Origin of the sequence: Pseudomonas sp. lyk4-TYG-107 (assembly GCF_030209055.1) — a bacterium.
Classification (GTDB): domain Bacteria; phylum Pseudomonadota; class Gammaproteobacteria; order Pseudomonadales; family Pseudomonadaceae; genus Aquipseudomonas; species Aquipseudomonas putida_A.
Map to the genome: position 1 here is coordinate 37155 of NZ_JARVST010000029.1, position 24103 is coordinate 61257.

The 24103-nt window shown below is 62.1% G+C and carries 17 protein-coding genes and 2 pseudogenes; 15 read left to right on the plus strand and 4 right to left on the minus strand.

The window, feature by feature from the left end; translation table 11 throughout:
• Positions 1 to 8: 8 nt before the first annotated feature.
• The 14 genes and pseudogenes from QRN61_RS23360 (at position 9) to QRN61_RS23425 (ending at position 17175) form a co-directional block, all read left to right on the plus strand.
• On the plus strand, positions 9 to 1412 hold the full coding sequence (locus QRN61_RS23360) for a DUF1254 domain-containing protein (RefSeq protein ID WP_285375681.1): 1404 nt from the start codon (positions 9 to 11) through the stop codon (positions 1410 to 1412).
• 12 nt (positions 1413 to 1424) lie between these two features.
• A complete protein-coding gene (locus QRN61_RS23365) occupies positions 1425 to 2375 on the plus strand; it encodes a SphA family protein (RefSeq protein ID WP_096797335.1) in 951 nt (316 codons plus the stop codon).
• A gap of 22 nt (positions 2376 to 2397) precedes the next feature.
• Positions 2398 to 3378, plus strand: a complete 981-nt coding sequence (locus QRN61_RS23370; RefSeq protein ID WP_095135538.1) for an AAA family ATPase — start codon at positions 2398 to 2400, stop codon at positions 3376 to 3378.
• Positions 3375 to 4307 (plus strand): DUF58 domain-containing protein, encoded by a 933-nt coding sequence (locus QRN61_RS23375; protein ID WP_096797334.1) that lies wholly within the window; start codon positions 3375 to 3377, stop codon positions 4305 to 4307. Before QRN61_RS23370 ends, QRN61_RS23375 begins: the two co-directional genes overlap by 4 nt.
• Positions 4307 to 4747, plus strand: a pseudogene (locus QRN61_RS23380) (DUF4381 domain-containing protein); the annotation flags it as partial. The gene QRN61_RS23375 and the pseudogene QRN61_RS23380, both read left to right, overlap by 1 nt.
• A pseudogene (locus tag QRN61_RS27820) lies at positions 4739 to 5149 on the plus strand (DUF4381 family protein); the annotation flags it as partial. The pseudogenes QRN61_RS23380 and QRN61_RS27820, both read left to right, overlap by 9 nt.
• A complete protein-coding gene (locus QRN61_RS23390; RefSeq protein ID WP_285375685.1) occupies positions 5136 to 6128 on the plus strand; it encodes a vWA domain-containing protein in 993 nt (330 codons plus the stop codon). The pseudogene QRN61_RS27820 and the gene QRN61_RS23390, both read left to right, overlap by 14 nt.
• A 1-nt stretch (position 6129) precedes the next feature.
• A complete protein-coding gene (locus tag QRN61_RS23395) occupies positions 6130 to 7710 on the plus strand; it encodes a VWA domain-containing protein (protein ID WP_285375687.1) in 1581 nt (526 codons plus the stop codon).
• Positions 7707 to 9122: a hypothetical protein gene (locus tag QRN61_RS23400; protein ID WP_285375689.1), complete on the plus strand. Its 1416-nt coding sequence runs from the start codon at positions 7707 to 7709 to the stop codon at positions 9120 to 9122. The genes QRN61_RS23395 and QRN61_RS23400 overlap by 4 nt, the downstream gene beginning before the upstream one ends.
• Complete coding sequence (locus QRN61_RS23405) at positions 9119 to 10141, plus strand: HAD family hydrolase (RefSeq protein WP_285375690.1); 1023 nt, start codon at positions 9119 to 9121, stop codon at positions 10139 to 10141. The genes QRN61_RS23400 and QRN61_RS23405 overlap by 4 nt, the downstream gene beginning before the upstream one ends.
• A gap of 71 nt (positions 10142 to 10212) precedes the next feature.
• The gene (locus tag QRN61_RS23410; protein ID WP_096797328.1) at positions 10213 to 11802 is read left to right on the plus strand and encodes an arylsulfatase; all 1590 of its coding nucleotides are present in this window, start codon (positions 10213 to 10215) and stop codon (positions 11800 to 11802) included.
• A gap of 138 nt (positions 11803 to 11940) precedes the next feature.
• Positions 11941 to 14445, plus strand: coding sequence for a fused MFS/spermidine synthase (locus QRN61_RS23415; protein WP_285375692.1), 2505 nt, complete (start codon positions 11941 to 11943; stop codon positions 14443 to 14445).
• A gap of 100 nt (positions 14446 to 14545) precedes the next feature.
• Entirely contained in the window at positions 14546 to 16174 is a 1629-nt protein-coding gene (locus QRN61_RS23420; protein ID WP_285375693.1) for a J domain-containing protein, read from the plus strand.
• A complete protein-coding gene (locus tag QRN61_RS23425; protein ID WP_285375694.1) occupies positions 16171 to 17175 on the plus strand; it encodes a DUF3829 domain-containing protein in 1005 nt (334 codons plus the stop codon). Before QRN61_RS23420 ends, QRN61_RS23425 begins: the two co-directional genes overlap by 4 nt.
• 48 nt (positions 17176 to 17223) lie before the next feature.
• Here QRN61_RS23425 and QRN61_RS23430 read toward each other — a convergent pair whose 3' ends face one another.
• Positions 17224 to 17895 (minus strand): DUF3313 domain-containing protein, encoded by a 672-nt coding sequence (locus QRN61_RS23430; protein ID WP_097090079.1) that lies wholly within the window; start codon positions 17893 to 17895, stop codon positions 17224 to 17226.
• A 212-nt stretch (positions 17896 to 18107) separates the two neighbouring features.
• On the opposite strand from QRN61_RS23430, the gene QRN61_RS23435 reads away from it, so the two are divergent.
• Positions 18108 to 20468, plus strand: a complete 2361-nt coding sequence (locus QRN61_RS23435; protein WP_285375697.1) for a tetratricopeptide repeat protein — start codon at positions 18108 to 18110, stop codon at positions 20466 to 20468.
• A 132-nt stretch (positions 20469 to 20600) separates the two neighbouring features.
• Here QRN61_RS23435 and QRN61_RS23440 read toward each other — a convergent pair whose 3' ends face one another.
• The 3 genes from QRN61_RS23440 to nirA all read right to left on the minus strand — a co-directional run bounded on the left by QRN61_RS23440 (position 20601) and on the right by nirA (position 24032).
• On the minus strand, positions 20601 to 21575 hold the full coding sequence (locus tag QRN61_RS23440; protein ID WP_123587967.1) for a hypothetical protein: 975 nt from the start codon (positions 21573 to 21575) through the stop codon (positions 20601 to 20603).
• 307 nt (positions 21576 to 21882) lie between these two features.
• A complete protein-coding gene (locus tag QRN61_RS23445) occupies positions 21883 to 22362 on the minus strand; it encodes a DUF934 domain-containing protein (protein WP_285375699.1) in 480 nt (159 codons plus the stop codon).
• Positions 22359 to 24032, minus strand: coding sequence for a nitrite reductase NirA (gene nirA, locus QRN61_RS23450; RefSeq protein ID WP_285375701.1), 1674 nt, complete (start codon positions 24030 to 24032; stop codon positions 22359 to 22361). Before nirA ends, QRN61_RS23445 begins: the two co-directional genes overlap by 4 nt.
• Positions 24033 to 24103: the final 71 nt, after the last annotated feature.

Here is a 24103-nt window from a genome sequence, read left to right on the forward strand (position 1 = left end):
GATGCCGCATGAACACACGCAATCTATGGCTGACCGCTCTGACCCTCGCCTTGAGCAGCAGCGCCTGGGCCGATTTTAGCGCCAGCCCCGAAGAAGCCCGAGGCATCGCCAAGGACGCTTATCTGTATGGCTTCCCGGTAGTGGAGATGTACAAGACCCTCTACACCCAGGCCGTGGACAGCAAGAGCCCGAACTTCAAGGCACCGTTCAACCAGATCGGCAACACCGCCAAGGCCTTCACTGCCAAAGACACCGCGTTCGTCACGCCGAACGCCGACACGCCCTACTCGTTCGTCTGGATGGATCTGCGCAGCGAGCCACTGATCCTGACCTTGCCACCGATCGAAGAGCACCGTTATTACTCGGTACAACTGATCGACGCCTACACGCAGAACTTCGCTTATCTGGGCACCCGCAGCACCGGGAATAACGGTGGCCATTTCATGATCGCCGGGCCTGACTGGCAGGGTCAGCAACCGATCAACATCGACCGCCTGGTGCGCAGCGAAAGCAACATCGCCTACGCGCTGTACCGCACGCAGCTGTTCGACGAAAAAGATCTGGGCAAGGTCAGGCAGATCCAGAAAGGCTACAAGGTCGAGCCGCTGAGCAAATACGTGAAACAGAAAGCTCCGGCGCCAGCACCGAAAGTCAGTTGGCCGAAACCGACGCCGACCATGAGCGAAACGCCGGAGCTGTTCCGCTACCTGAACTTCATGCTCGCCTTCACTCCGCCGCAGGACGTCGAAAAAGACCTGCTCGCGCGCTTCGCCAAAATCGGCATCGGTGCCGGTCAGCCATTCGACCTGAAACAGCTCGGCGCCGAGCAACGCAAGGCCCTTGAAGACGGCATCAGTGATGCCAAAGCGGAATTCGCCGCGTTCAAGAAAGACAAGGTCGACACGCACGAAATCAGCAGTGGTGACCTGTTTGGCACCCGCGATCACCTCAAGGGCAATTACCTGTATCGCTACGCCGGCGCCAACATGGGCATCTTCGGCAACTCTGCCGAAGAGGCGAACTACATAGGCTATTTCGTCGACAAGGACGGCCAGCCGGCCGACGCAGCGAAACACGACTACACCCTGCATTTCGACAAGGGCGCCCTGCCCCCGGCCGACGCCTTCTGGTCGCTGACCATGTACGACGGCAAGAGCAAATTACTGGTGGCCAACCCGCTCAATCGCTACCTGATCAATTCGCGGATGCTGCCCGACTTGAAGCTCGATGCCGACGGCGGACTGACCCTCTACGTGCAGCACAACAATCCCGGCAAGGACAAGCAGGCCAACTGGCTGCCGGCACCGAACGGGCCGTTCTACGGCGTGTTGCGCCTGTACCTGCCGAAACCGGAAGTGGCCAGCGGCGAGTGGAAGATGCCATTGCTCAACCCGGTCAACTCAAAACAATAAACGGAGCCAGTGATGGTCAAGCCTTACGTTGTGCGTCCGCTGCTGGCGCTGTGCATGATCGGCAGTACTCAACTCTATGCAGCCGAGGGCGGCGTGGGCCGGCCGATCACCGGGCAACAAGTATATTCCAACGCCGGGATCATCCCGCCCGAGCCGGGCTGGGTCGTCTCGGTGACCAGCATCTGGTACGACGGATCGCTCAAGGGCAGTCGTGGCGCGCCGATTTCCGGTGAAGTCAGTGCCGGGATCGACATGAAAGTCTCCTATACCATGACCAACCTGACGCACATCTGGGACACCGGCAAAGGCCCATGGAACTTCGCCTCGGCAATCGGCGTTCCAGTGCAGTACACCGACATTGACGCGGCCATCACCGGCCCGCGCGGACGCACCCTCGGAACCAGCGATTCCGGGACCCAGTTCGCCGACGCGCTGGTCACCCCGATTGCCGCCGGCTACCACTTCGACGAGTTGAACCACATCGCGTTGTCCCTGCCGATCTACGTGCCGACCGGCGCCTACAACGACAATCGACTGGCCAACCCCGGGCAGAACAACTACACGTTCATGCCCACCGTGGCCTTCACCCATCTGGACGGCAAGGGTGGCGAGTTCACCCTGTCCAGTGGCCTGGAGTTCTACACCGAAAACACCGCCACCGATTACCGCAACGGCAACATCTTCACCCTCGACGCCTTGTGGACTCACGGCTTCGGCAGTGGCTGGAGCGCAGGTCTCGCGGCCGGTTATATCCAGCAAGTCACCGACGACAAGGGGCAGACCGCCGACAGCCTCAATGGCTTCCGTGGACGCTCCGTCGGCGCCGGGCCGGTAGTCGCCTGGAGCGGCAAATTCGCCGATGCCCAAGCCAACATCAGTGCGCGCTGGGTACCGGAGTTCGACACCAAGAACCGACCCGAAGGCAACGGCATTGCCGTCAACATGACCCTGGCGTTTTTCTAGACCGGCCACAAAGGACTGTCCCATGACCGCACTCACCGACCTCAACGCCCTGCAAGCGAGCATCGCTGAAGCCGTACTCGGCCAGGATCAGGTCATTCGGCAGATCCTCCTCGGCCTGCTGGCCAACGGGCACTTGCTGCTGGAAAGCCTGCCGGGGCTGGCCAAGACGCGCACGGTCAAGGCGCTGGCCACGCATCTGGACGCGAAGATGAGCCGCATCCAGTTCACCCCGGACTTGCTGCCCTCGGACATCACCGGCGCCGAAGTGCTGCATCAGGTCGCCGGGCAAAACGAGATCCGCTTCCAGCCCGGCCCGCTGTTCGGCAATCTGATCCTCGCCGACGAGATCAACCGCGCCCCGGCCAAGGTCCAGGCGGCGCTGCTGGAAGCCATGGAGGAACGGCAGATTACCGTGGCCGGCACCAGCCATGTGCTGCCGGAGCTGTTCATTGTGGTCGCCACGCAAAACCCGATCGAGCAGGAAGGCACTTATCCATTGCCGGAAGCGCAGATGGACCGGTTCCTGATGAAGGTGCTGCTGGATTACCCCAGCGCCGACAATGAAAGCCAGGTGCTGCGCCTGTTGCGCGCCGAAGAGTTTGCCCAGGGTGCGAACACCGCGCCGGGCAAGGGCTTCAGCCTGTCACAGGAAGTGATTTTCGCTGCGCGCAAGGAGGTCAGCGCGGTGCACGTATCACCGGCCATCGACCGCTATCTGATCGACCTGATCAACGCCACTCGCCACCCGGCCGATTACGACGAAGACCTCGGACGCTGGATCAGCATCGGTGCCAGTCCCCGGGGCGGCATCGGCCTGGATCGTTGCGCGCGGGCCGACGCGTGGTTGCAGGGCCAGGATTTCGTCTCGCCGGATAACGTGCGCGCCGTGGTGCATCCGGTGCTGCGTCATCGCCTGCAATTGAGCTACGACGCGGTCGCGGATGGCGTGACTGCCGATCAGGTGCTCGACCGTTTGCTGGATAAAGTGGCGATTCCGGCATGAACACGGACGGTCTGGTCTACGTGTCTGTGGCGCAATTGATGGCGCTGGAATTCAAGGCCCGTGACCTGAGTTTTCTGGCGCGTCAGCCTCAGGGCAGCATCCTTGCCGGCAACCATGCCTCGCGCCTGCGTGGCCGTGGTTTGAACTTCGATGAGCTGCGCCGTTATCAGCCCGGTGATGATTTACGCCACCTCGACTGGCGCGCCTCGCTGCGTACCGGCAAACCGGTGGTACGCACTTTTACTGAAGAACGCGATCGCCCGGCATTGATCGTGGTCGATCAGCGCATGTCGATGTTCTTCGGCTCGCGACGCAGTTTCAAATCCGCCCTCGCCGCTGAACTCGGCGCACTGGCAGCATGGATGGTGTTCAACGCCGGTGACCGGGTCGGCGGTCTGGTGTTCAACGATCAGCGCATCGACTGCATCGCGCCGTTGCGCAGCCGCAAACGGGTCGAAGCCTTGCTCAGCCGCGTGGCGCAACAGAATCAGGCGCTGAACGCGGCCAATCCCGACGCCGAAGACGAGGACCAGTTGGACAAGGCCTTGCAGCGTTGCCTGGCGCTGGCCGGTCACGACCATTTGATCTGCATCGTCAGCGACTTCGCCGGGGCGGGTGAACGCACCTTGCAATTGATGCGGCAACTGCGCGCGCACAACGACGTGATTGCCCTGCAAGTCTACGATCCACTGGCCTTGAAGCTGCCGAGCGATGGCCGGCTGCTGGTCACCCAAGGCCAATTGCAGGTGGAACTGGCTGTCGAGAAACGCAGCGTGCATCAGCCGTTGGGTGATTATCTCGGTGGCCGCCTTAAGGATGTCGCCACCCTGCTGCGTCGCAGTCAGGTGCCGCTGATGATGTTCAGCACCGCCGAAGAGGCCCACGCGCAATTGCGCGCCGAGCTTGGCAAGTCTGCCGGCCCACGGTGATGAACCCGAATATCCCCGACATCGGCCAGCTCAAGGAGCTGAGCCTGCCGGCGCCGGTGAGTTATGCGCCGCAGACCTGGGGCTGGTGGCTGTTGCTGGCGTTGCTGGTTGTGCTGGCGTTGATGGTTGGCGTGCGGCGTTATGTGCAGTGGCGACGGGATCAGTATCGGCGCGAAGCGCTGGTGCGGCTGGCGCAGTTGCGTGAGCGCAGTGATGATCTCAATGCCCTGCGCGAGTTGCCCGAACTGCTCAAACGCGTGGCCCTTTCGATGCCAACCCAATCCCGGAATTGGAACGCAACCCCTGTGGGAGCGGGGTTGCTCGCGAAGGCGTCGGCACATCCAACATTGATGGCGCCTGACACAGCGCTTTCGCGAGCAAGCCCGCTCCCACAGAGTCCTGCGGCGCTGGGGAGAGATGAGTCGCAAGGGCTGGCGCAATTACGTAGGCGCAGTGCTGATCTCAATGCCCTGCGCGAGTTGCCCGAACTGCTCAAACGCGTGGCCCTTTCGATGCCAACCCAATCCCGAAACAGGAACACAACCCCTGTGGGAGCGGGCTTGCTCGCGAAGGCGTCGGCACATCCAACATTGATGGCGCCTGACACAGCGCTTTCGCGAGCAAGCCCGCTCCCACAGAGTCCTGCGGCGCTGGGGAAAGATGAGTGGCAAGCCTTTCTGCAGCAGCACTGCAAAACCAGGCTGCCCGACGACTTCAGCGCACAACTGGCCCTACTCGCCTACGCCCCCGACGCCACCTTGCGCGCCCTCCCCGCCGAACAGCGCCAGGCGCTGTTCGACACCTGCCAACATTGGGTGGAGCAGCACCATGTGGCAGCTTGATTACCCGTGGTTGTTGCTCCTGCTGCCATTGCCGTGGCTGACCTTGCGTTATCTACCGGCGTATCAGGAGGCGCGCAGCGCCGTGCGCGTGCCGTTTTTCGGCGCCATGAGCCGCGCCGTCGGGGAAGCGCCGAGCCGGGTCGGCAATCGTCAGAACCCCTGGCAAATGCTGCTCAATCTTCTGGTGTGGACGTTGATCCTGCTCGCCGCCGCGCGCCCGGTGTTCGTCGAAAAGCCCATCGAACGCCAGCAACCGGTACGCGACCTGATGCTCGCCATCGACCTCTCGCAATCGATGGAGACTGAAGATTTCAGCAATGCCGATGGCCAGAAAATCAATCGCCTCGCCGCCGTCAAACAGGTGGTGCAAGGCTTCATCGACAAGCGCAAGGACGACCGCATCGGTCTGATCGTGTTCGGTAGCAGCGCCTATCCGCAGGCGCCGCTGACCCTCGATCACGCCAGCCTTGCGCTGCTGCTGGCCGACACCGGCATCGGCATGGCCGGGCCGAACACCGCCATCGGCGATGCCATCGGTTTGAGCCTGAAGCTGCTCGACCAGGCGCACGAACAGCAAAAGGTGCTGATCCTGCTCACCGACGGCAATGACACCAGCAGCGCGATCACCCCCGACCACGCCGCGGAAATGGCCGCCAACAAGGGCGTGGTCATTCACACCATCGGCATCGGCGACCCGACGGCTTCCGGCGAGGCGCAGGTCAATCTGCGCGGGCTGCAACAGATCGCCCAAGCCACTGGCGGGCAGTTCTTCCGCGCCGAAGATCGCACGGCGCTGGATCAGGTCTACAACACCCTCGACCGCCTCACCCCGCATCAGGTGAAAACCCTCAGCCATCAGCCGCAACGCGAGTTGTTCCATTGGCCGCTGGGCGCGGCACTGGGGTTGTTGGCGCTGTATCACCTCGGCGCCCTGCGGCGCCCGCGCCTGGCGCTTGCCCGCCAGCGGCAGGAGGTCTGAGATGGAGATCAATCTCAGCGACTTGCACTTTTTACGCCCGCTGTGGCTGCTGCTCGTACTCTTCGCCGCGCTGCTGCCGCTGCTCTGGCGCCGCAGCCGCGACTTGCAACGGCGGCTGCGCAGCAACATCGCCAAACACTTGCTGCCGCACCTGCTGGTCACGCCAACGGATCAGCAGCGCCTGCGCCCGGTGCATTGGCTGTGCGCGGTGTTGGCATTCGGGGCGCTCGCCGCCGCCGGGCCGACCTGGGAGCAGGATCGCCCGGATTTTCTGCAGAATCGCGCGCCGCTGATCGTCGCCGTGGATCTGTCGCCGTCGATGGACGCCAGCGACGTGCCTCCGACGCGCCTGCAAGCGGCCAAACACAAGCTCCACGACCTGATTCAGCGTCGCGCCGGCGCCCGCACCGCACTGATCGCCTATGCCGGCAGCGCGCATCTGGTGTTGCCGCCGACCGACGATCCGGCGCTGCTCGACACCTTCATCCAAGCGCTGGGCACTGGCCTCATCGACAAACCGGGCAAGGACGTTAGCGCGGTCATCGAGCAGGCCAAACGCCTGCTCAGCGCCGAGCAAACCCCGGGCAGCCTGCTGTTGATCACCGACGGCGCTGACGTTGCACAGCTCGAGGGTCTCGGCAAACAACTCGACGACAGCCAATTGCAGGTACTGTTACTGGCGGTCGGCAACGCGGATGGCGGCGTGATTCAGGGCGCCAACGGCCAGCCGGCAGTCGACAGCAACGGGCGCCCGCTGCTCGGCCATTTCGATCCGGCGGGACTCAAAAAACTGGCCGCAGCTGTGGGCGCGCCGCTGGGCAGCCTCACCCTCGACGACGATGATCTGGACTGGATCGAGTTGCACGCCCAACAACACTTCCAGAGTGCCAGCGCCGAACAGCAGCAATTGCACTGGAAGGACGCCGGTTACTGGCTGTGCTGGCCTCTTCTATTGTTGGCGCTGCTCGGTGTGCGCAAGGGCTGGAGCGTCAACTGGGTACCGGCGCTGCTGTTGGCCACAAGCCTTGGCTGGCCTGCCGCACCCGCCCAGGCCAGCGCACTGACCGACGCGTTCTTCACCCGCGATCAGCAAGGGCGCTGGGCCGCCGAGCATGAGCATTGGCCGCAAGCGGCGGCGCTGTTTGTCGATCCGTACTGGAAAGGCGTGGCGGCCTATCACGCGGCAGACTACGACCTCGCACTGGCGACCTTTGCCCGGCTGGACACGGCGCAAGCGTGGTTTTACCTGGGCAACATTTACGTACGGCGCTTCAAGTTCGATCAGGCGATTGCCGCCTACACCCAGGCCTTGCAGCGGCAACCGCAGTTCCCCGAAGCCACGGCCAATCTGGCGCTGGCGCAGGCGTTGCTCAAGGACACCGACAGCGCCGAAAAGAACGCCCCCGAGACCAAACCGGACGAAGTGAAATTCGACAAGGCGCTGGGCAAGGGCCAGAGCAAAAAAGTCGAGACTGAACAGGCGACGTCCGATGCGTTGTGGCTGCAAAACCTGAACACCTCGCCGGCGAAGTTTCTCAAGCAGAAATTCAGTTTGCAGGATCAGTCGGGGGCCAGACCATGAATCGGATTGCGGCCATCGCGAGCAGGCTCACTCCTACAGGGGATCTGTGTGCGCCGAAAATCTTCTGTAGGAGTGAGCCTGCTCGCGATGGCGCCCGCCTGATCACCGCAACCCTGCTGACCCTGCTCACCAGTTGCCTGTTCACAATCCAGGCCTCTGCCGCCGAACCCCAACTGAAAATCCAGGCGCACCTGCAACCCGCCGAAGGCGCGATGGTCGGCGGACTGCTCGAGCTGCAAGTCGACGTGCTCACCGACACCTGGTTCACCAGCGCCGCCACCCTGCCCGAACTGAAACTCGACGGCGCCCTGGTCACGCCGCCGGACGGCCAGGCCCAACACCTGAATCAGACCATCGACGGGCAATCCTTCAGCGGCTTGCGCTACAGCTACCTGATCACCCCGAATGTCGCCCGCCGCTTCGATATTCCGCCGTTGACGGTCAGTGCGACACCCGGTCAGGCCAGCACAGCAATCAGCGCCCAAAGCCAACCGTTGCACTTCAGTGCCGCTCAGCCACCCGGCTTCAACCCCGGAGAAACGCCGTTGGTGGCCAGCGATGTGCGCCTGAGCCAAAGCCTGACCAACTCGGCAACCCCGTTGAAAACCGGTGACAGCATCACCCGGCAACTGCTCCTGCAAGCCGATGGCGCACTGGCGATGGCGCTTCCAGTTCCGCCATTGGCTGACGTGGCCGGCCTGAGTCGTTACCTGCAGGCCCCACAAGTCACCCGCCTGGATGACGGCCGCGGCAACGTGCTCGGCGGTCAGCGGATCGACGCCGTCATCTACCGCATCGACAAGGCTGGCGCCTACACCCTGCCGGCCATCGCGGTGAAATGGTGGGACGTCAAAACGCAGCAGAGCCGCATTGCGCAAGTGCCGGCAGTGACCTTCGAAGCCGCAGCCAACAGCGCCTACAAACCGGTGTTTTCGATCACCGACGATCTCCGGCAGCTCGGCCGCAACAACCAGCACTTTTCCACACGCTGGCTGCTGTGGCTGGCGCTGCTCGCCGTGTGCATTGGCGTCGGTTATTGGCTGCGTCCGGCGCTGTTGCGTGCACGGCACCAATGGCAGGCGCGCAAGCACGCGCGGCAACTGGCCTGGGAGCAATCGGCGGACTTCGCCTGGCAGCAGATCAACCCGCAACTGCAGGCTCAACCGGCGCAATTGAGCGCCTTGTATCTGTGGCTGCGGCGCAGTCGCCTCGGGCTGCAACTGGTGAATGCCGGCCCGCGCCTGCAAGGCCTGTTGCGCGGACTTTATGGACGTGATCCGCAGACTGCGCAAACACTCGCTCAACTGCGTGAATCGTTGACTACGCTTCACAGTCAGGCCGCCCAACAGCAGCACAAACCGGCCCCGGCCCTGCGCCCGCTCAACCCCGTTCATGAAAGGGATTTCCCATGACCCATCCACCGCAGCAGCGTCAACGTTTCAGCCTTGCGCTGTTGCTTGCGCTGGCATTGCCACTGCTGGCCCAGGCCAGCGAGCCACTGCCGTCATGGAACGACGGCCCGGCCAAAAAACACATCATCGAGTTTGTGCAAGCGGTCACCGATCAGTCCGGCAAAGATTTCGTCAAACCCGCCGATCGCATTGCCGTGTTCGACAACGACGGCACCCTGTGGAGCGAGCAGCCGATGTATTTCGAGTTGCTGTTCGCCCTCGACGAAGTCAAGCGCAATGCGCCGCAGCACCCGGAATGGCAAACCACCCAGCCATTCAAAGCCGTGCTGGAAAATGATCATAAGGCCCTGGCCGCCGCCGGCATGGACGGGATTATCAAGATCTTCGGCGCCACCCACACCGGCATGACCACCGAGGCTTTCGACGATTACGCCAAGACCTGGCTGAGCCAGGCTCGACATCCGAAAACCGGCAAGCCCTACACCGAGATGATCTTCCAGCCGATGCTGGAAATGCTCGACTACCTGCGCAGCCAGGACTTCAAGACCTATATCGTTTCCGGCGGCGACACCGGCTTCATGCGCGCCTTTGCCGAGAAGGTCTACGGCATCCCGCCGGAACAGGTGATCGGCACCACGTTCGTCACCGCGTTCCAGTTCAGGGACGGCAAAGCCTCGATCCTGCGCACCCGGAAACTGGCGCACAACGACGACGGCCCGGGCAAACCGGAAAGCATTGATGCAGTGATCGGCAAACGGCCGATCCTCGCGTTCGGCAATTCTGACGGCGACCTGCAGATGCTGCAGTGGACCGCCGCCGGCCCCGGCAAACGCTTCGTGGGGCTGGTGCACCACACCGACGCCAGACGCGAGTGGGCCTACGACCGAAAATCCGATATCGGGCGACTCGACAAAGCCCTCGACGAAGCGAATTCCCGTGGCTGGACCGTGGTGGACATGGCGACCGAATGGCGCCGGATCTACCCGTTCGATCCACCGGCAACCGGGCAGGTGCAATAAGAAAAAGCGTGATGCAGGACTGCAAGAAACGTAAGTCGCAACAACGACCCCCGCGATAAGGAGCAAGTCAGATGACTCGCATACGCAAGTGGCTACCGAAACTCGCCCTGGTGGCAACCTCGGTGATGGCGCTGTCGGCAACTGCCACAGCGGCTGAGAAACCCAACATTCTGGTGATCTTCGGCGACGATATCGGCCAGACCAACATCAGCGCCTACTCCATGGGCGTGGTGGGCTACAAGACCCCGAACATCGACCGGATTGCCAAAGAAGGCATGATGTTCACCGACTATTACGCGGAGAACAGCTGCACCGCCGGACGATCCTCGTTCATCACCGGCCAGACGCCGCTGCGTACCGGCCTGTCGAAAGTCGGTGCGCCGGGAGCGACTGTCGGCCTGCAAAAGCGCGATATCACCATCGCTCAGGCGCTCAAGTCTCAGGGATACGCCACCGGCCAGTTCGGTAAGAATCACCTTGGGGACAAAGATGAATACCTGCCGACCAACCATGGTTTCGACGAATTCTTCGGCAACCTTTATCACCTTAACGCCGAAGAAGAACCCGAACGCCCCTACTGGCCCAAGGATGACCCGGACTTTGTCAAAGCCAACTCGCCACGGGGCGTAATCCACAGTTTCGCCGACGGCAAGATCGAGGACACCGGCGCGCTGACCACCAAGCGCATGGAAACCATCGACGACGAAACCACCGCTGCCGCGCAAGCGTTCATCGAGAAACAGGCCAAGGCCGACAAGCCGTTCTTCGTCTGGATGAACACCACGCGCATGCACCTGTTCACCCACGTGCGTGACTCGATGAAGGGCCAGAGCGGCATGCCCGGCAACGAATACGCCGACGGCATGCTGGAACACGACGGAGATGTCGGCAAACTGCTCAAGACCCTCGACGACCTGAAAATCGCCGACAACACGATCGTGGTCTACACCACCGACAATGGTCCGAATCAGTTCTCCTGGCCGGACGCGGCGACCACGCCGTTCCGTAACGAGAAGAACTCCAACTGGGAAGGCGCCTACCGTGTACCGGCGATGATTCGCTGGCCGGGCAAGATCAAACCGGGGGAAGTCTCCAACGAGATGTTCTCGGGCCTGGACTGGTTCCCGACCTTGCTCGCTGCAGCCGGTGACACCGAGGTGAAAGACAAGCTGCTCAAGGGCTGGGCGCCGACCTCCGGAGGCAACAACTTCAAAGTGCATCTGGACGGTTACAACCAGTTGCCCTATCTGACCGGCCAGCAACCCAACGGTGAACGCAAGGAGTTCTACTACTTCAACGACGACGGCATGCTGGTTTCAATGCGCTTTGGCAACTGGAAGGCCGTTTTCGCCGAGCAGCGAGCGCCGGGTGGTTTTGCGGTGTGGAGCAATCCGTTCACGCCCTTGCGCGTGCCCAAGATCTTCAACCTGAGAATGGACCCGTACGAGCGGGCCGACGTGGTTTCCGATCAATACTACGACTGGTCGACCAAAAACGTTTACCTGGTTGCCGTTGCGACAACCAAGGCAGCGCGCTTCCTGCAGACCTTCATCGAGTATCCGCCGAGCCAGAAACCGGCGAGCTTCAGCATCGACCAGATCCGTGCTGCGGTTGACGCGAAGATTGAAGAGAAAATGAAAGCGGCTCCGGCTGCACAGTAAGACCGTTGAACCGCCGTCCGCCCTCATCGGCGGGCGGCCCTGTTTTCACCTGAGACCGCGCCGGCCCCAATCGCTGGCAAGCCAGCGATGAGGCCCGCACCGTCACGAATATTGTGTGATTTGAACAAGGTCCCCCGCATGCTCTCACGTATCGCCAGCAAGCCGTCGGCCATACCCACCACTCAAGCCGCCACCCCGGCGCTGCTGATCCCCGCCCTGCTGCTGTGCATCTCCGGCGCCGCCGCGCTGGTGTATCAGGTGCTGTGGATCAAGCAGTTGTCGCTGGTGGTCGGCGTCGAGGTCTATGCCATCACCACCGGCATCAGCGCGTTTTTTGCCGGTCTGGCCATTGGCGGCTGGCTGTTCGGGCGCTGGGCCGATCGCTTGCAGCAACCGGTGTTGCTCTATGCCGGGCTGGAAGTGCTGGTGGCGATACTCGGGGTTGGCGCGACGGTCGCGATGAGCCTGGCGGCGAATCCGTTTGCCTGGCTGCAAAGTCATGTCGGCCTGCTGGCCTGGCTGTTGCCATTCGCGCTGGTGGGGATTCCGGCGGTATTGATGGGCGGCACGCTGCCGGTATTGGTGCGCTCGCTGGCGGCTGATCCGGGCAGGGCCGGCGGTCAGCTGTATGCGGCCAACACCCTGGGCGCAATTGCCGGCACCCTGCTCGCCGCGTTTGTGCTGATCGCCACCCTCGGTGTGCGTGGCAGCGCGCTGTTTGCCGCGATGCTCAACCTGCTGGCCGCCGCCGGCGCGCTGTGGCTGCAGCGTCAGCATCCGATGCCGATTGCGGCCCCGGTCAAACATCACACCGAGCAAGCCGCAGACCACACCGCACTGTGGCTGTACTCCATCGCCGGCGGCGTGGCGCTGGGGTATGAAGTGGTCTGGTCGCAGTCGATCGTGCAGTTCATGAGCACCCGCACCTACGCGTTTGCCGTGGTGCTCGCGACGTACCTGACCGGGCTGTTCATCGGCAGCGCCCTGCTCGCCCGCCGTGTCGAGCGCATTCGCGATCCATGGGGCGTGTTCGGTCTGTTGATTGCCGGTGCCGGGCTGATCGCCTTGCTGGAAATTGCCCTGCTCGGGCGCTGGCTGGTGTTGGCGCAAAGTCAGGCCGAGAGCTGGCTGCTGGCGATGGGCGCCAGCGAGCTGGCCGGCATGAGCGCACGTTTCGCCGTGGCGGCGCTGAGCATCGTGTTTGTGCCGACGCTGTTGCTCGGCGCGGCGTTTCCACTGGCGCTGCGCTTGAGTGTCGGTCGTGAGCGGGTCGGCCGCGATGTCGGGGCCGTGGTTGCGTTCAACACCCTGGGCGGGATTGTCGGGGTGATGTTCTGCGGTTTTCTGCTGATCCCGCTGCTGGGGCTGGTGCGCACGCTGGGCTTGCTGGCGATCATCGCGGCCGGCATCGGCTACGTGGCCGTCCGCAAGGGTCATCACGTCAAAAAAGGCCGGCGTCAGGCCGTGGTCGCGCTGGGGCTGCTGTCGGTCGTGCTCGCCGTGCTGACGCCAGTGGACAAACTCGCCAGTCTGCTGCCCGGTGCGCGTAACGGCACGCTGGCGTTCTACGAGGAAGGCCGTGGCGGCACCGTGGCGGTGGTCGCTCAGGGCCGTGGTGAGAACAGCTTCCACCGCCTGTACATTCAAGGCGTGTCCAACACCGGCGACGCCATGCCGTCGCTGCGCTACATGCGCATCCAGGCGCTGCTGCCACTGCTGATCCATAACGGCGAGCCGCGCTCGACGCTGGTGATCGGCTTCGGCACCGGGATCACCGCCGGCGCCCTGCTGCGCTATCCGGGCCTGGAACAGCGGGTGGTCGCCGAACTGCTGCCATCGGTGGTCAAGGCCGCGCCTCTGTTCAAGGGCAACTTCAACGCCGCCAACGATCCCGGCGTCGAAGTGCGCCTGCGCGATGGTCGTCAGGAACTGTTGCGCAGCCCGCAGACCTACGACCTGATCACCCTCGAACCGCCACCGCCATCGGCGGCCGGTGTGGTCAATCTGTACTCCCGCGACTTTTATCAACTGGCAGCCAGTCGTCTTGAACAACAAGGCATCGTCGCGCAATGGCTGCCGTTGCCGACCCAAAACATTGATGACTCTCGCTCACTGGTACGCAGCTTCCTCGACGTGTTCCCGTATGCCTCGCTGTGGACCAGCGAGTTCCACGAGATGCTGCTGGTCGGTTCGCTGCAGCCGATGGCACTGGACGCGGCGAAAATCACCGAGCGCTTCCAGCAGGCCAGCGTACGCAGCACATTGCAGGATGTCGGGATTGGCTCGGCACCAGCGTTGCTCGCGACCTGGGTCACCGACCGCGCAGGCCTTGAACGCTTTGCGGCAAACGCGCCGGCGGTGACGGATGATCAGCCCCGGATCGAATACGCGCCGTGGGTGCGCAGCCAGGAAATCACCCGGGTGCTGCCGGCGCTGCTGGATCTGTATGTGCCGCCGCCACTGGTGAATGCCGATACCGGGTTCACTGAGCGAATGGAGACCCACCGCCAGCGTCTGCTGCAGTTCTACCGCGCGAGCCTGCATGCCTACAACGGCGACCGCGATGCCTGGGGGCGGGACATGAGCGAAGTGATGCAGAGCGACGGCGGCAATCCATACTTCCGCTGGTTCGTCGGCAAATGAGCAACGGCTGAGGACTTTTCGACGCGAAACAGGTAGGGTGCGCAAAATCAAATTGCCATCACTGGGTCGCGTCGCAGGTTTTCATGGAGTTGTATACGCAATGAGTTGCTGGACCGTCCTGGGCCTGACGCCCGACGCCGATACGCGCAGTATCAAACGCCAATACGCTGCCCTCCTCAAAAATACCCGTCCGGACGACGACGCCGAAGGTTTTCAGCGCCTGCGTGACGCGTATGAGCAGGCCCTCAACTACAAGGAATGGGCGCAGTTCAACGACGACCAGCAGGATGACGACGGCAACTGGGACCTTACCGGTCTGACGGTGGTAGAAGTCGACGCGCTGCAGCAAGTGACGCGTTCGCTGACGGGCATCAGCCTCGACGAACTGGTCCAGCGTCATGCGATGGCCGTTCAACAGGGTTGCGCGCATATCCTCGAAGACACTGTCCTGCAGCACTGCATCGAGCATCCCGATGCATCGGAATCTCTGGTGGACTGGGCGATTCCCACATTTCACTGGTTCAGTGCCTGGCAGCGCCTTGAACTGGACGAGGAATCGATCACGCTTTTGCTCGCTCAGCAGCGCGAGCGTATCGCTCGCCCCCTGCGTGACGCCCTTGAACTAGAGGACGACGAAGATTTTCTGCAGGCGTACAAGTCTTGCACGCAGTACCTGTGGCTCGAAGCAGAAGTGCACCGGCAATGGCTCAACCTGCTCCTCAGTCAATTGCTGCTGGATAGCCGTTACTGGTCCTCAAACCTTTTCGAACAGGTATGCGCCGGCCAGGGCTGGCACCCAGGCCCAACCAACCGTTGCCCCGAGAGTGAATGGACGCGCCTGCTCGCCCGGCATGAAGCGCCGATTTTTCTCGCGCGGCAGCGCCAGCTTGCCGAGGCACCGCTCGCCACGCCTGAACACCGCGCCGCGCGCATGCTCCTGGGCAACGGCCCCTTCAATCAACGTCGCGCTCTGGCCCGACGCCTGCGCGAAGAAGACTGGGCGCAGTGCCGTAAGTTGAGCTCGGCGCTGTACGCCAATAACCCACAGGTCTGGGCGGAGATGCCCGGTGGCACCGCGTTCTTCTGGCGCGACTGGGAATTGAGTTTCAACGATTGGCCGACATACGTGGGTGTCGTGCTGGCTTGTCTGATCGGCTCTTTTACCCACTTCATCCCGCAGGGCCTGCGCGTCAGCGGGCTGATCAACATTGTCATGATCACGACGGTCGTATTTGCCGTGATCGCAGCCGGGCTCAATTGGCTGGTGCATGATCTGGCCCATCGCTGGTGGTTACTGGATGACCGGCTCAGTGCACGCCTTCGCCTGGGCTTGCGCTCCGACTCGCCGCCGTTCGGAGTTCTGCGCGACCTCATTCCCTGTGCGCTGATGGCAGCAGGACTCAGTTGGCTTTTCGGTCCGATCGCTGGCGTTGTATACACCGCAACCCTCGCAGTTTTCGGGCTGGTACGGCGGCGCCAGGTCAAACCGCAGGTCTCCTGGGAGCAGAGCAGCCCAATTCTGAAAATCTGTCTGACGAGTCTGGGGATAGTGGTTCTGGTCGTTGTGCTGGGTGTCATCAACGTGATCGCCAGCCAAGGCACGGTCAACCGTAATCAGGGGTTGCAACCCTGGACTGAACGTTCGTGCAGCCGTATGCCGGCGACCACCACCGAATGCAACGCACCGGCCACCGTTGAGCAGTGGTACGGCAAGGAGGCGCGACCGTGAAAAACGCGAACTTGTTGTTCCCCATTGGTCTGGTGATCGCCGTTGTCGTGATGGGATTGATGGGGGCCAGTCGGCCCTTCTCACAACTCGACCTCTGGCTGGACGGACGCGATGCGCCGATCACCGCCCAGGCCAATGCCCTGAGCCCGCTCATCAGCTGCGTCAACCGGGTCGACGTGCAATGGCGAGTGGCTTACGACCGTTACAAGAGTCCCCAGCCGCCTCAGCCTCACAACCAGCAATGGATGCTTGGCCTCAAGGATTTCGACGACAGCGATGCGTTGAATGTGCGTGACATACAGCGCGACGTCTGCTCTCAAGGCCTCGCCGAAAAACTTCAATTACTGGCCTACCAGCCCGAATTGGCGCGAAAGGCAACTGAATACGCCCGCTCGCTGAATACACTCGCGACGGTGATTCCGGTCGGCCGGATTTACAGGGAAGCCAGCTTTTCGACCGGGTCGCAAAACCCGGCGGCCATCATTGTCGAATCTGCATTCATCGAGTCCGCTGCGAGCGGTTACATCAAGGCGTCAACGGCCCTGAGAGAAGCCTTGCTGCCACTGGACGCCGCGCAACGCCCCGAACAGCTGAAACGGATGGAAGCGCGTCTGGGCAAGGATATCCATTGGTATTTACTGGCATACATGATCCAGGCCCGAGAAACTATCGACTTGCTCGATGAAGGCATGAGAAACCGCACACTGACGCCACAATTGCTGGCCGACACCACGGCAAAGCTGCAGCAGGCATGGGATCGTCGGGCACCCTTCCTCGTCTCGCAAAACAACGCGTTCAGGACGAAGACGGACGCGGCGCGGGATCTGTGGTTCCACATCGGCGAGCCAGCGACCCGCTATCTGGCGGCGTTGAAAACACTGCACAAGGACTGGCAGGACCACGCACCACCGCAGCAACTGAGCGACGACTTCCACGCAGTCAACCGGAGTTACGACGGTCTGCTCAGTCATTACAACCGCCAGGCCCGAGCCGAGTTCTGATGAAACACGCACGGGATCGTTCGCCCTGAACGATCCCGCTGGCGGATCTTACTTCGACTTGAGCTTGAGATAGGACTGATGCATGTCCGCCGCCCAGCCATCGATCACCGCTTTGACGTCATCGGCTTTCATTACCTGAGTGTCGTTTGCCAATGGTTTGCCAGTGCCCTTGCGCACAACCTGGGCCACAACCTTATTGCTGCCGCCGTCGAGAAACACCGCTTCGGTGGCGAGTGTGGTTTCCTGATCGCGGATACCGCTAGCCGTGCTGACCGCTGCCGCAACCAGCGCAACCGGGATGATTTCATACGGTTTGAGGCCTTCGGTCTGGCTGCTCACGGCAGTAATCGCCGCACGTACCACGATTACACCGGGGCCAGGGCCGTTGGCCAATGGCAAGGACTTGCTGATTTCGCGCTTTAGCGCTTGATCGTAGTAGCTGGTGATGCCGTTGAGGGTCTGTTGCGGAATCTTCACCGTCGCCTGCGGCTTGGGATAGAGCTGGGTCGGCTCGACGTAGACGCTGGTAAACCGGTTGATGTCGAGCTTCGGATCGACCCAACGCATTACCTCGGCACCGGACGGTGATCTGGCTTCCCGGAGCTGGCTGTAGTCCTTGAGAAATCCGGAGTACTGGTCAGGCTCGACAACCTTACTCGAACACCCCGCCACTCCAAGCGTGGCGATGCAGAGGGTGCTCATCATCAGTGCAAGCTTCATGCTGTAACTCCTGTCAGAAAGCCGAAGAAATTGCTTGGGGGAGTTACAGTTATAGCCAATGCCCGCGTATTTGCCCTGCAAACATTGAAGATTCACACGTGGTTGCGCAGTTGATCACAACCGCCATTTGACAGACAGCGACTCATCCGGCAAAGCTGCATCGAGCTTGAACGCATGCCAGCAGGCCAATGCATCTGACCACGGAAGTCGTAATGCCCAAGCATAAAAATAAAGTCGTACAGCCTGATCCTGATTCATCCCGACAGCCCCTTTCACGTTACCTGTTCCCCCTCACCATCGGTGTGCTGCTGGCCGCAGTGGCGGGAATTGGCTGGTTTCTGTTCAGCCCCGCGCCCGCGCCGTACACGGCCCCGCCGATCAGCGCGGCGGCGCCTGTCGTCGCCAAACCGCAACCTGTGGCGCAGAAGCCCGCGACCATGGTCGATGAGCAACAATGCCAGGGCTGTCACACCGAGCAGGTCAAGGACTGGCAAGGCTCGCATCACCAATTGGCGATGCAGGCAGCGAATGCCGAAACCCTGCTCGGCGACTTCAACAACGTCACCTTCAAGGCCGAAAACGAGACCACCCGTTTCTCACGCAAGGGTGACGAGTTCTGGGTCAATACGCCGGGCATCGATGGCAAGAACGCCGATTTCAAGGTCGCCTACACCTTCGGCATCGCCCCGTTGCAGCAATACCTGATCAACGTCGGCGAAGGCCGTTTACAGGCGCTCGGCGTGGCGTGGGATACCGAGAAACACCGCTGGTTTCACCTCTACCCCGGCCAAGGCGTGAACTTCAAGAATCCGCTGCACTGGAGCAAGCCCAGTCAGAACGCCAACTTCATGTGCGCCGAGTGCCACACCACCGGCTTCAAGCGCAATTTCGATGCGGCCAGCAACACGTTCAACAGCCAGTGGAACAGCCTTGGCGTCGGCTGTCAGGCCTGCCACGGTCCGGCCTCGAATCACCTGCAATGGGCGCAGAAAAAAGACGACCTGATCCACAAGGGTTTCGTCGTCGACCTCAAGGACAAGAACGCCAGCGTCGAGATCGAAACCTGTGCCCGCTGCCATGCGCGCCGGGCGCCGCTGGGCGATGGCTACACCGTCGGCAAGCGCTTGATGGACGACTACCTGCCGAGCACCCTCACCCGCGAACTGTATGCGCTGGACGGCAAGATCAAGGATGAAGTGTTCGAACACGGCTCGTTCCTGCAAAGCAAGATGTTCGACAAGGGTGTGCGCTGCAGTAACTGCCACAATCCGCACAGCACTGAACTCAAGGCGCCGGGCAACGCCGTGTGTCTGCAATGCCACAACACGGCGGGCAAGACTTCGGTCGCTGGCGTCGACGGCAAGGGCCTGCAAGCGAAGAACTACGATTCCATCGAACACACCCGCCACACCCTGGGCCAGCCCGGCTCGCAGTGCGTGGATTGCCACATGCCCGGCAAGTTCTACATGGGTAACGACTGGCGCCATGACCACAGCTTCAGCATCCCCAACCCGGAACGTGCACAAAAACTCGGTACGCCCGATGCGTGTCTCAGCTGCCATCAGGGCAAGGCCGGTGACAAGGTCAGCGCACAGTTCAAGTTGTGGAATGCCTCCGCCTCGACACCGCAGGCACCACGCTATGACGAGAGCCTGTGGCTGATCCGCAACGGCCAGCCGGGTGCGGCGGACGCCTTGCATGAGCAGTTGCAGCGCAGCGATCTGCCGGCGATTCAGCGTGCGACGTTACTCGCCGAACTGCCGCTGTACCCAAGCGATCAATCGCTGAAACTGGCCACCCGGGATCTGCAGAATCCGGCGCCGCAGGTGCGCGAAAGTGCAGTGCGGGCGATCAGTGCCTTCCTGCCGCCCGCCGAGCGCGTATCGTTGTTGACGCCGCTGCTCGGCGATCCAGTGAAAGCCGTGCGCATCGTCGCGGCGCGGGACCTGCTCAGCGTTGCGCGCAACAGCGGCCTCGGTGCCGCACAGGCCAATTGGGACGCAGCGATTGCCGAGTATGAGGCGGTGCAGAAAAGTCTCGCGGAACGGGCCGAGGCCAACCTGAATCTGGCGATGCTGTATCAAGCCAGTGGTCGTGCTTCCGAGGTCGAAGGGTTGCTGCGTACGGCACTCAAACGCGATCCGGACTTCTACCCGGCACTGGTGACGCTGGTGCAATGGCTGGAGGCCAATGGTCGGGGTCAGGAAGCGCAAACCCTGCTGGACAACAGCCTCAAGGCACACCCGGAGGCTGCGTTGTTGCAGCACACCCGTGGCCTGTCATTGATCCGCGCCGGCAAGACGGCACAAGCGATGACCGCCCTGCACCGAGCCGCGCAACTGGAGCCGCAGAACGCGCAGTACGGTTACGTGCTGGCGGTGGCGTTGCACGACAGCGGCAAGGTGAGCGAGGCGTGTGATGAGCTGGAGCGTTTGCTCAAGGTGCAACCGGCGAACCGCAATGCACGGCTGTCGCTGATCCAGTACTACCTGGAGAACGGCCAGGAGCCGAAGGCGCAGGTGCTGTTGCAGGGCTGGAAGAAGATGAACATGGGGGATCCGGCGCTGAAGTGAGCGCTGATCCCTTGTGGGAGCGGGCTTGCTCGCGAATGCATTCTCTCAGCCAACATCAAGGGTGACTGATGTACCGCATTCGCGAGCAAGCCCGCTCCCACAGGGTCAGTGATTGGTCTCAAACACTGAGTGTTACCAGGAAGAAGTCGCCCCGCTCTTCAACGCCATCTCGCGCCGGCTGTTGGCGCGCATCGCCTTGATCAGCGATACCGAGCCCACCAGCAGAATCGCCGCGCCGAACAGGAAGTCGATGTTGTACAGCTGGAAGTCCTGCACCGGCCCGACCAGCAGCACCCGCACCACGGCAATCGTCACCAGCGTGGCGAGGAAGTCGATCCCCGGCTCGTCGCGATAGAACACGTGCAACAGCGGCAGGCACAGCACCAGCAGGAACAACAGCACCACGACCTTGAACGAGCCTTTGCGCTCGACGCTGAACGCGCATTCGTGCGGGCCGTAGGCCTTGTAATCCTCGTCGCGGATCATCGAGTTCTTCTCGTTGATGTACTCGACGCGGTTGTATTTCTGAATCGGCGTAAAGGTGTTGGACATCTCCATCAGCGTGGTGATGTTCTTGAAGCGCAGGTCGATGCGCTCGCTGCCCTTGAGGTAATACAGCACCGGTTTGTAGCCGTAGCGATAGGTGTCGAAGGGGAATTCGGTAACCTGGCCCTGGACGCCGATGGGCCGTGGCTCAAGCTCGGCGTAGGCGCTTTTGGTCGGTGAGGCGAGGTTGCGGCTCAGCGGCTGAACCTTGACCTGTTCGAGGAAGATCGGCGTCACGCCGTACGACCACTGCAACGGCTCCAGGCGCAGACGCAGTTCGTTGCGACCCAGATCGTAGCGGTTGAAGGTGCGTTCGGAGACCACCAGCGAGCCACTGAGCATGAACTCGCCGCGCAGGTTGTTGGTGACGCGCAAGGTCAGTTGATCCTTGCCCAACAGCGCCGCTTCGGTGGACGGCGGCGCGCCGCACCAGGCGGTGCTTTCACCGGCGCCGCCCAACTGGCCGTCGCGGTTTTCCTTGAACACATAGAAGTAACTGGCCCACAGCGTCAGCATCAAAAGCAACGCGGTGAGACCGAGGATTTTTTTACCCGCAGTCACAAAACAGACTCCCTTCTTCGTTCCGTCGTCCAGCCGAAAACCCGCTGGCGACGGGGACTCTACCAAAAGGCCAGCATCGACCCAAGGAAAAATCCGGGAATGGTGCGGGATGTAAGGGTTTCCCCGGTGTAGAAGGGGCCGCTAGACAATTGTGGTGAGGGGATTTATCCCCGACCGGCTGCGCAGCGGCCGCAGAACCAGCCAACAGGTTTGAGCTGAAGAAATGCTTCGGCAGATTTTAGGTCTGCTTCGCAGCCCATCGGGGATAAATCCCCTCACCACAAAGTATCTATCAAGCAATGGATATTCAGCGTCTGCGGAACAGCGGCCGTGGTTCGATCACCGAACGGCCGTACAGCACGCTCATGCCGGCCAGTCCCTTCAGCGCATCCTCAGCCGATTTGTCCTCGCGCACCGCAAAGCTGTCGAACCCGCACTGGCGCATATGGCTGAGCTGATCACGCAAAACATCACCAATCGCGCGCAACTCGCCAGCCCAGCCAAACCGGCTACGCAGCAGATACGCCTGACTGTAGGCGCGACCGTCGCGAAAGCTCGGGAAATCCAGGGCAATCAGCGGCAGCGAGGCCAGCCACGGCACCACGCTTTCAACTTCATCGTCCGGCCCCAGCCACACCGCGTGGGTCGAGGGCGATTGCAGCCAGTGCCCCAGCGGCAGGATCAGCAACCCTTGCGGCCTGCCCTGCTCCGGCTCGCGAACCAGCGTCCATGGGTCGTCCTCGATCAGGCGTGCGACACCTTGCTCCAGACGCAGCAGATTGTTCATGCCGACGCCTCCAGCACTTTCGGGTAGACGCGTTCCTTGAAAGGCTCCAGGCCAATGCGCGCCACGGTGTCGACAAACAACTCCTCGCTTTCGCGATAACGCACAAACGTACCGATGATCCGCTCGATCACCTGTGGCACTTCGGTCGCGCTAAACGACGGGCCGATGACCTTGCCCAGTGCGCTGTGCTTACCCTGCGCGCCGCCGAGGGTGATCTGGTACCACTCGCTGCCGTTTTTATCGACGCCGAGAATGCCGATATTGCCGATGTGGTGGTGGCCGCAGGCGTTCATGCAGCCGGAGATGTTCAGGCTGATGTCGCCCAGGTCGTGCAGGTAGTCGAGGTTGTCGAAACGCGCCTGAATCGCCTGGGCGATCGGGATCGACTTGGCGTTGGCCAGCGCGCAGAAATCGCCGCCTGGGCAGGCGATGATGTCGGTCAGCAGGCCGACGTTGGCGCTGCCCAGATTGCGCCCGCAGGCCAACTGCCAGAGTTCATACAGGTCAGACTTTCGAACATCGGGCAGGACGATGTTCTGCTCATGGGCAATGCGAATTTCGCCAAAACCGAAGCGCTCCGACCAGTCGGCCACCGCCAGCATCTGCAATCCGGTGACATCCCCCGGCGGTGCGCTCAGACCCGGTTTGGTCGACAGCACCACGCTGGTGTAACCCGGTTTCTTGTGCGGCTGCACGTTACGCGCGACCCAGCGGGCGAACGCCGGGCTTTGGGCCAGACGCGTGCCGAAGTCCAGATCGGTATCGCCCAGGGTGTGATAGATCGGCGGCACGAAGGCACTGGCGACCCGCTCATATTCAGCCTCGGTCAGCTGCGCCGGGCCGTCCTTGAGGTGTTGCCATTCTTCTTCGACCTCTTTGGCGAACGCCTCGATGCCCAGCGCCTTGACCAGAATCTTGATCCGCGCCTTGTACTTGTTGTCGCGCCGGCCATGGCGGTTGTAGACCCGCAGGATCGCCTCGACGTACGACAGCAGATGCTGCCACGGCAAACCGTCGCGGATCTGCAGACCGAGGATCGGCGTGCGCCCCAACCCGCCGCCGACGATCACCCGCAGCAGCATCTGCCCGTCGCGCCCCGGATAAAGATACAGGCCGATGTCATGCATCATGATCGCCGCGCGATCCTGCTTCGCCGAGCAGATGGCGATCTTGAACTTGCGTGGCAGGAACAGGAACTCCGGGTTGATCGTCGACCATTGGCGGAGGATTTCTGCCAACGGGCGCGGGTCGATCAACTCGTCCGCCGCGACCCCGGCGAAGGCTTCGGTGGTGATGTTGCGCACGCAGTTGCCGGAGGTCTGGATCGCGTGCATGTTGACCTGCGCCAGGCGTTCAAGGATGTCCGGCACCTGCGCCAGTTCGATCCAGTTGAATTGCAGGTTTTGCCGCGTGGTGAAGTGGCCGTAGCCGCGATCATAGTCGGCGGCAATGCTCGCCAGCGTGCGCATCTGCTCGGCACTCAGGGTGCCGTAAGGAATCGCCACCCGCAGCATGTACGCGTGCTTCTGCAGGTAGAGGCCGTTTTGCAGACGCAGCGGCAGGAACTCTTCCTCGCTCAACTCTCCGGCCATGAAGCGCTCGACCTGATCGCGAAATTGCGCAACGCGCTCGAACACCAACGCCCGGTCGTAATCATCGTATTGATACATGCAGCGGCTACCCCATCAGGTTTGATCCCAGATCAAAACTGTGGGAGCGGGCTTGCTCGCGAAAGCGGCGT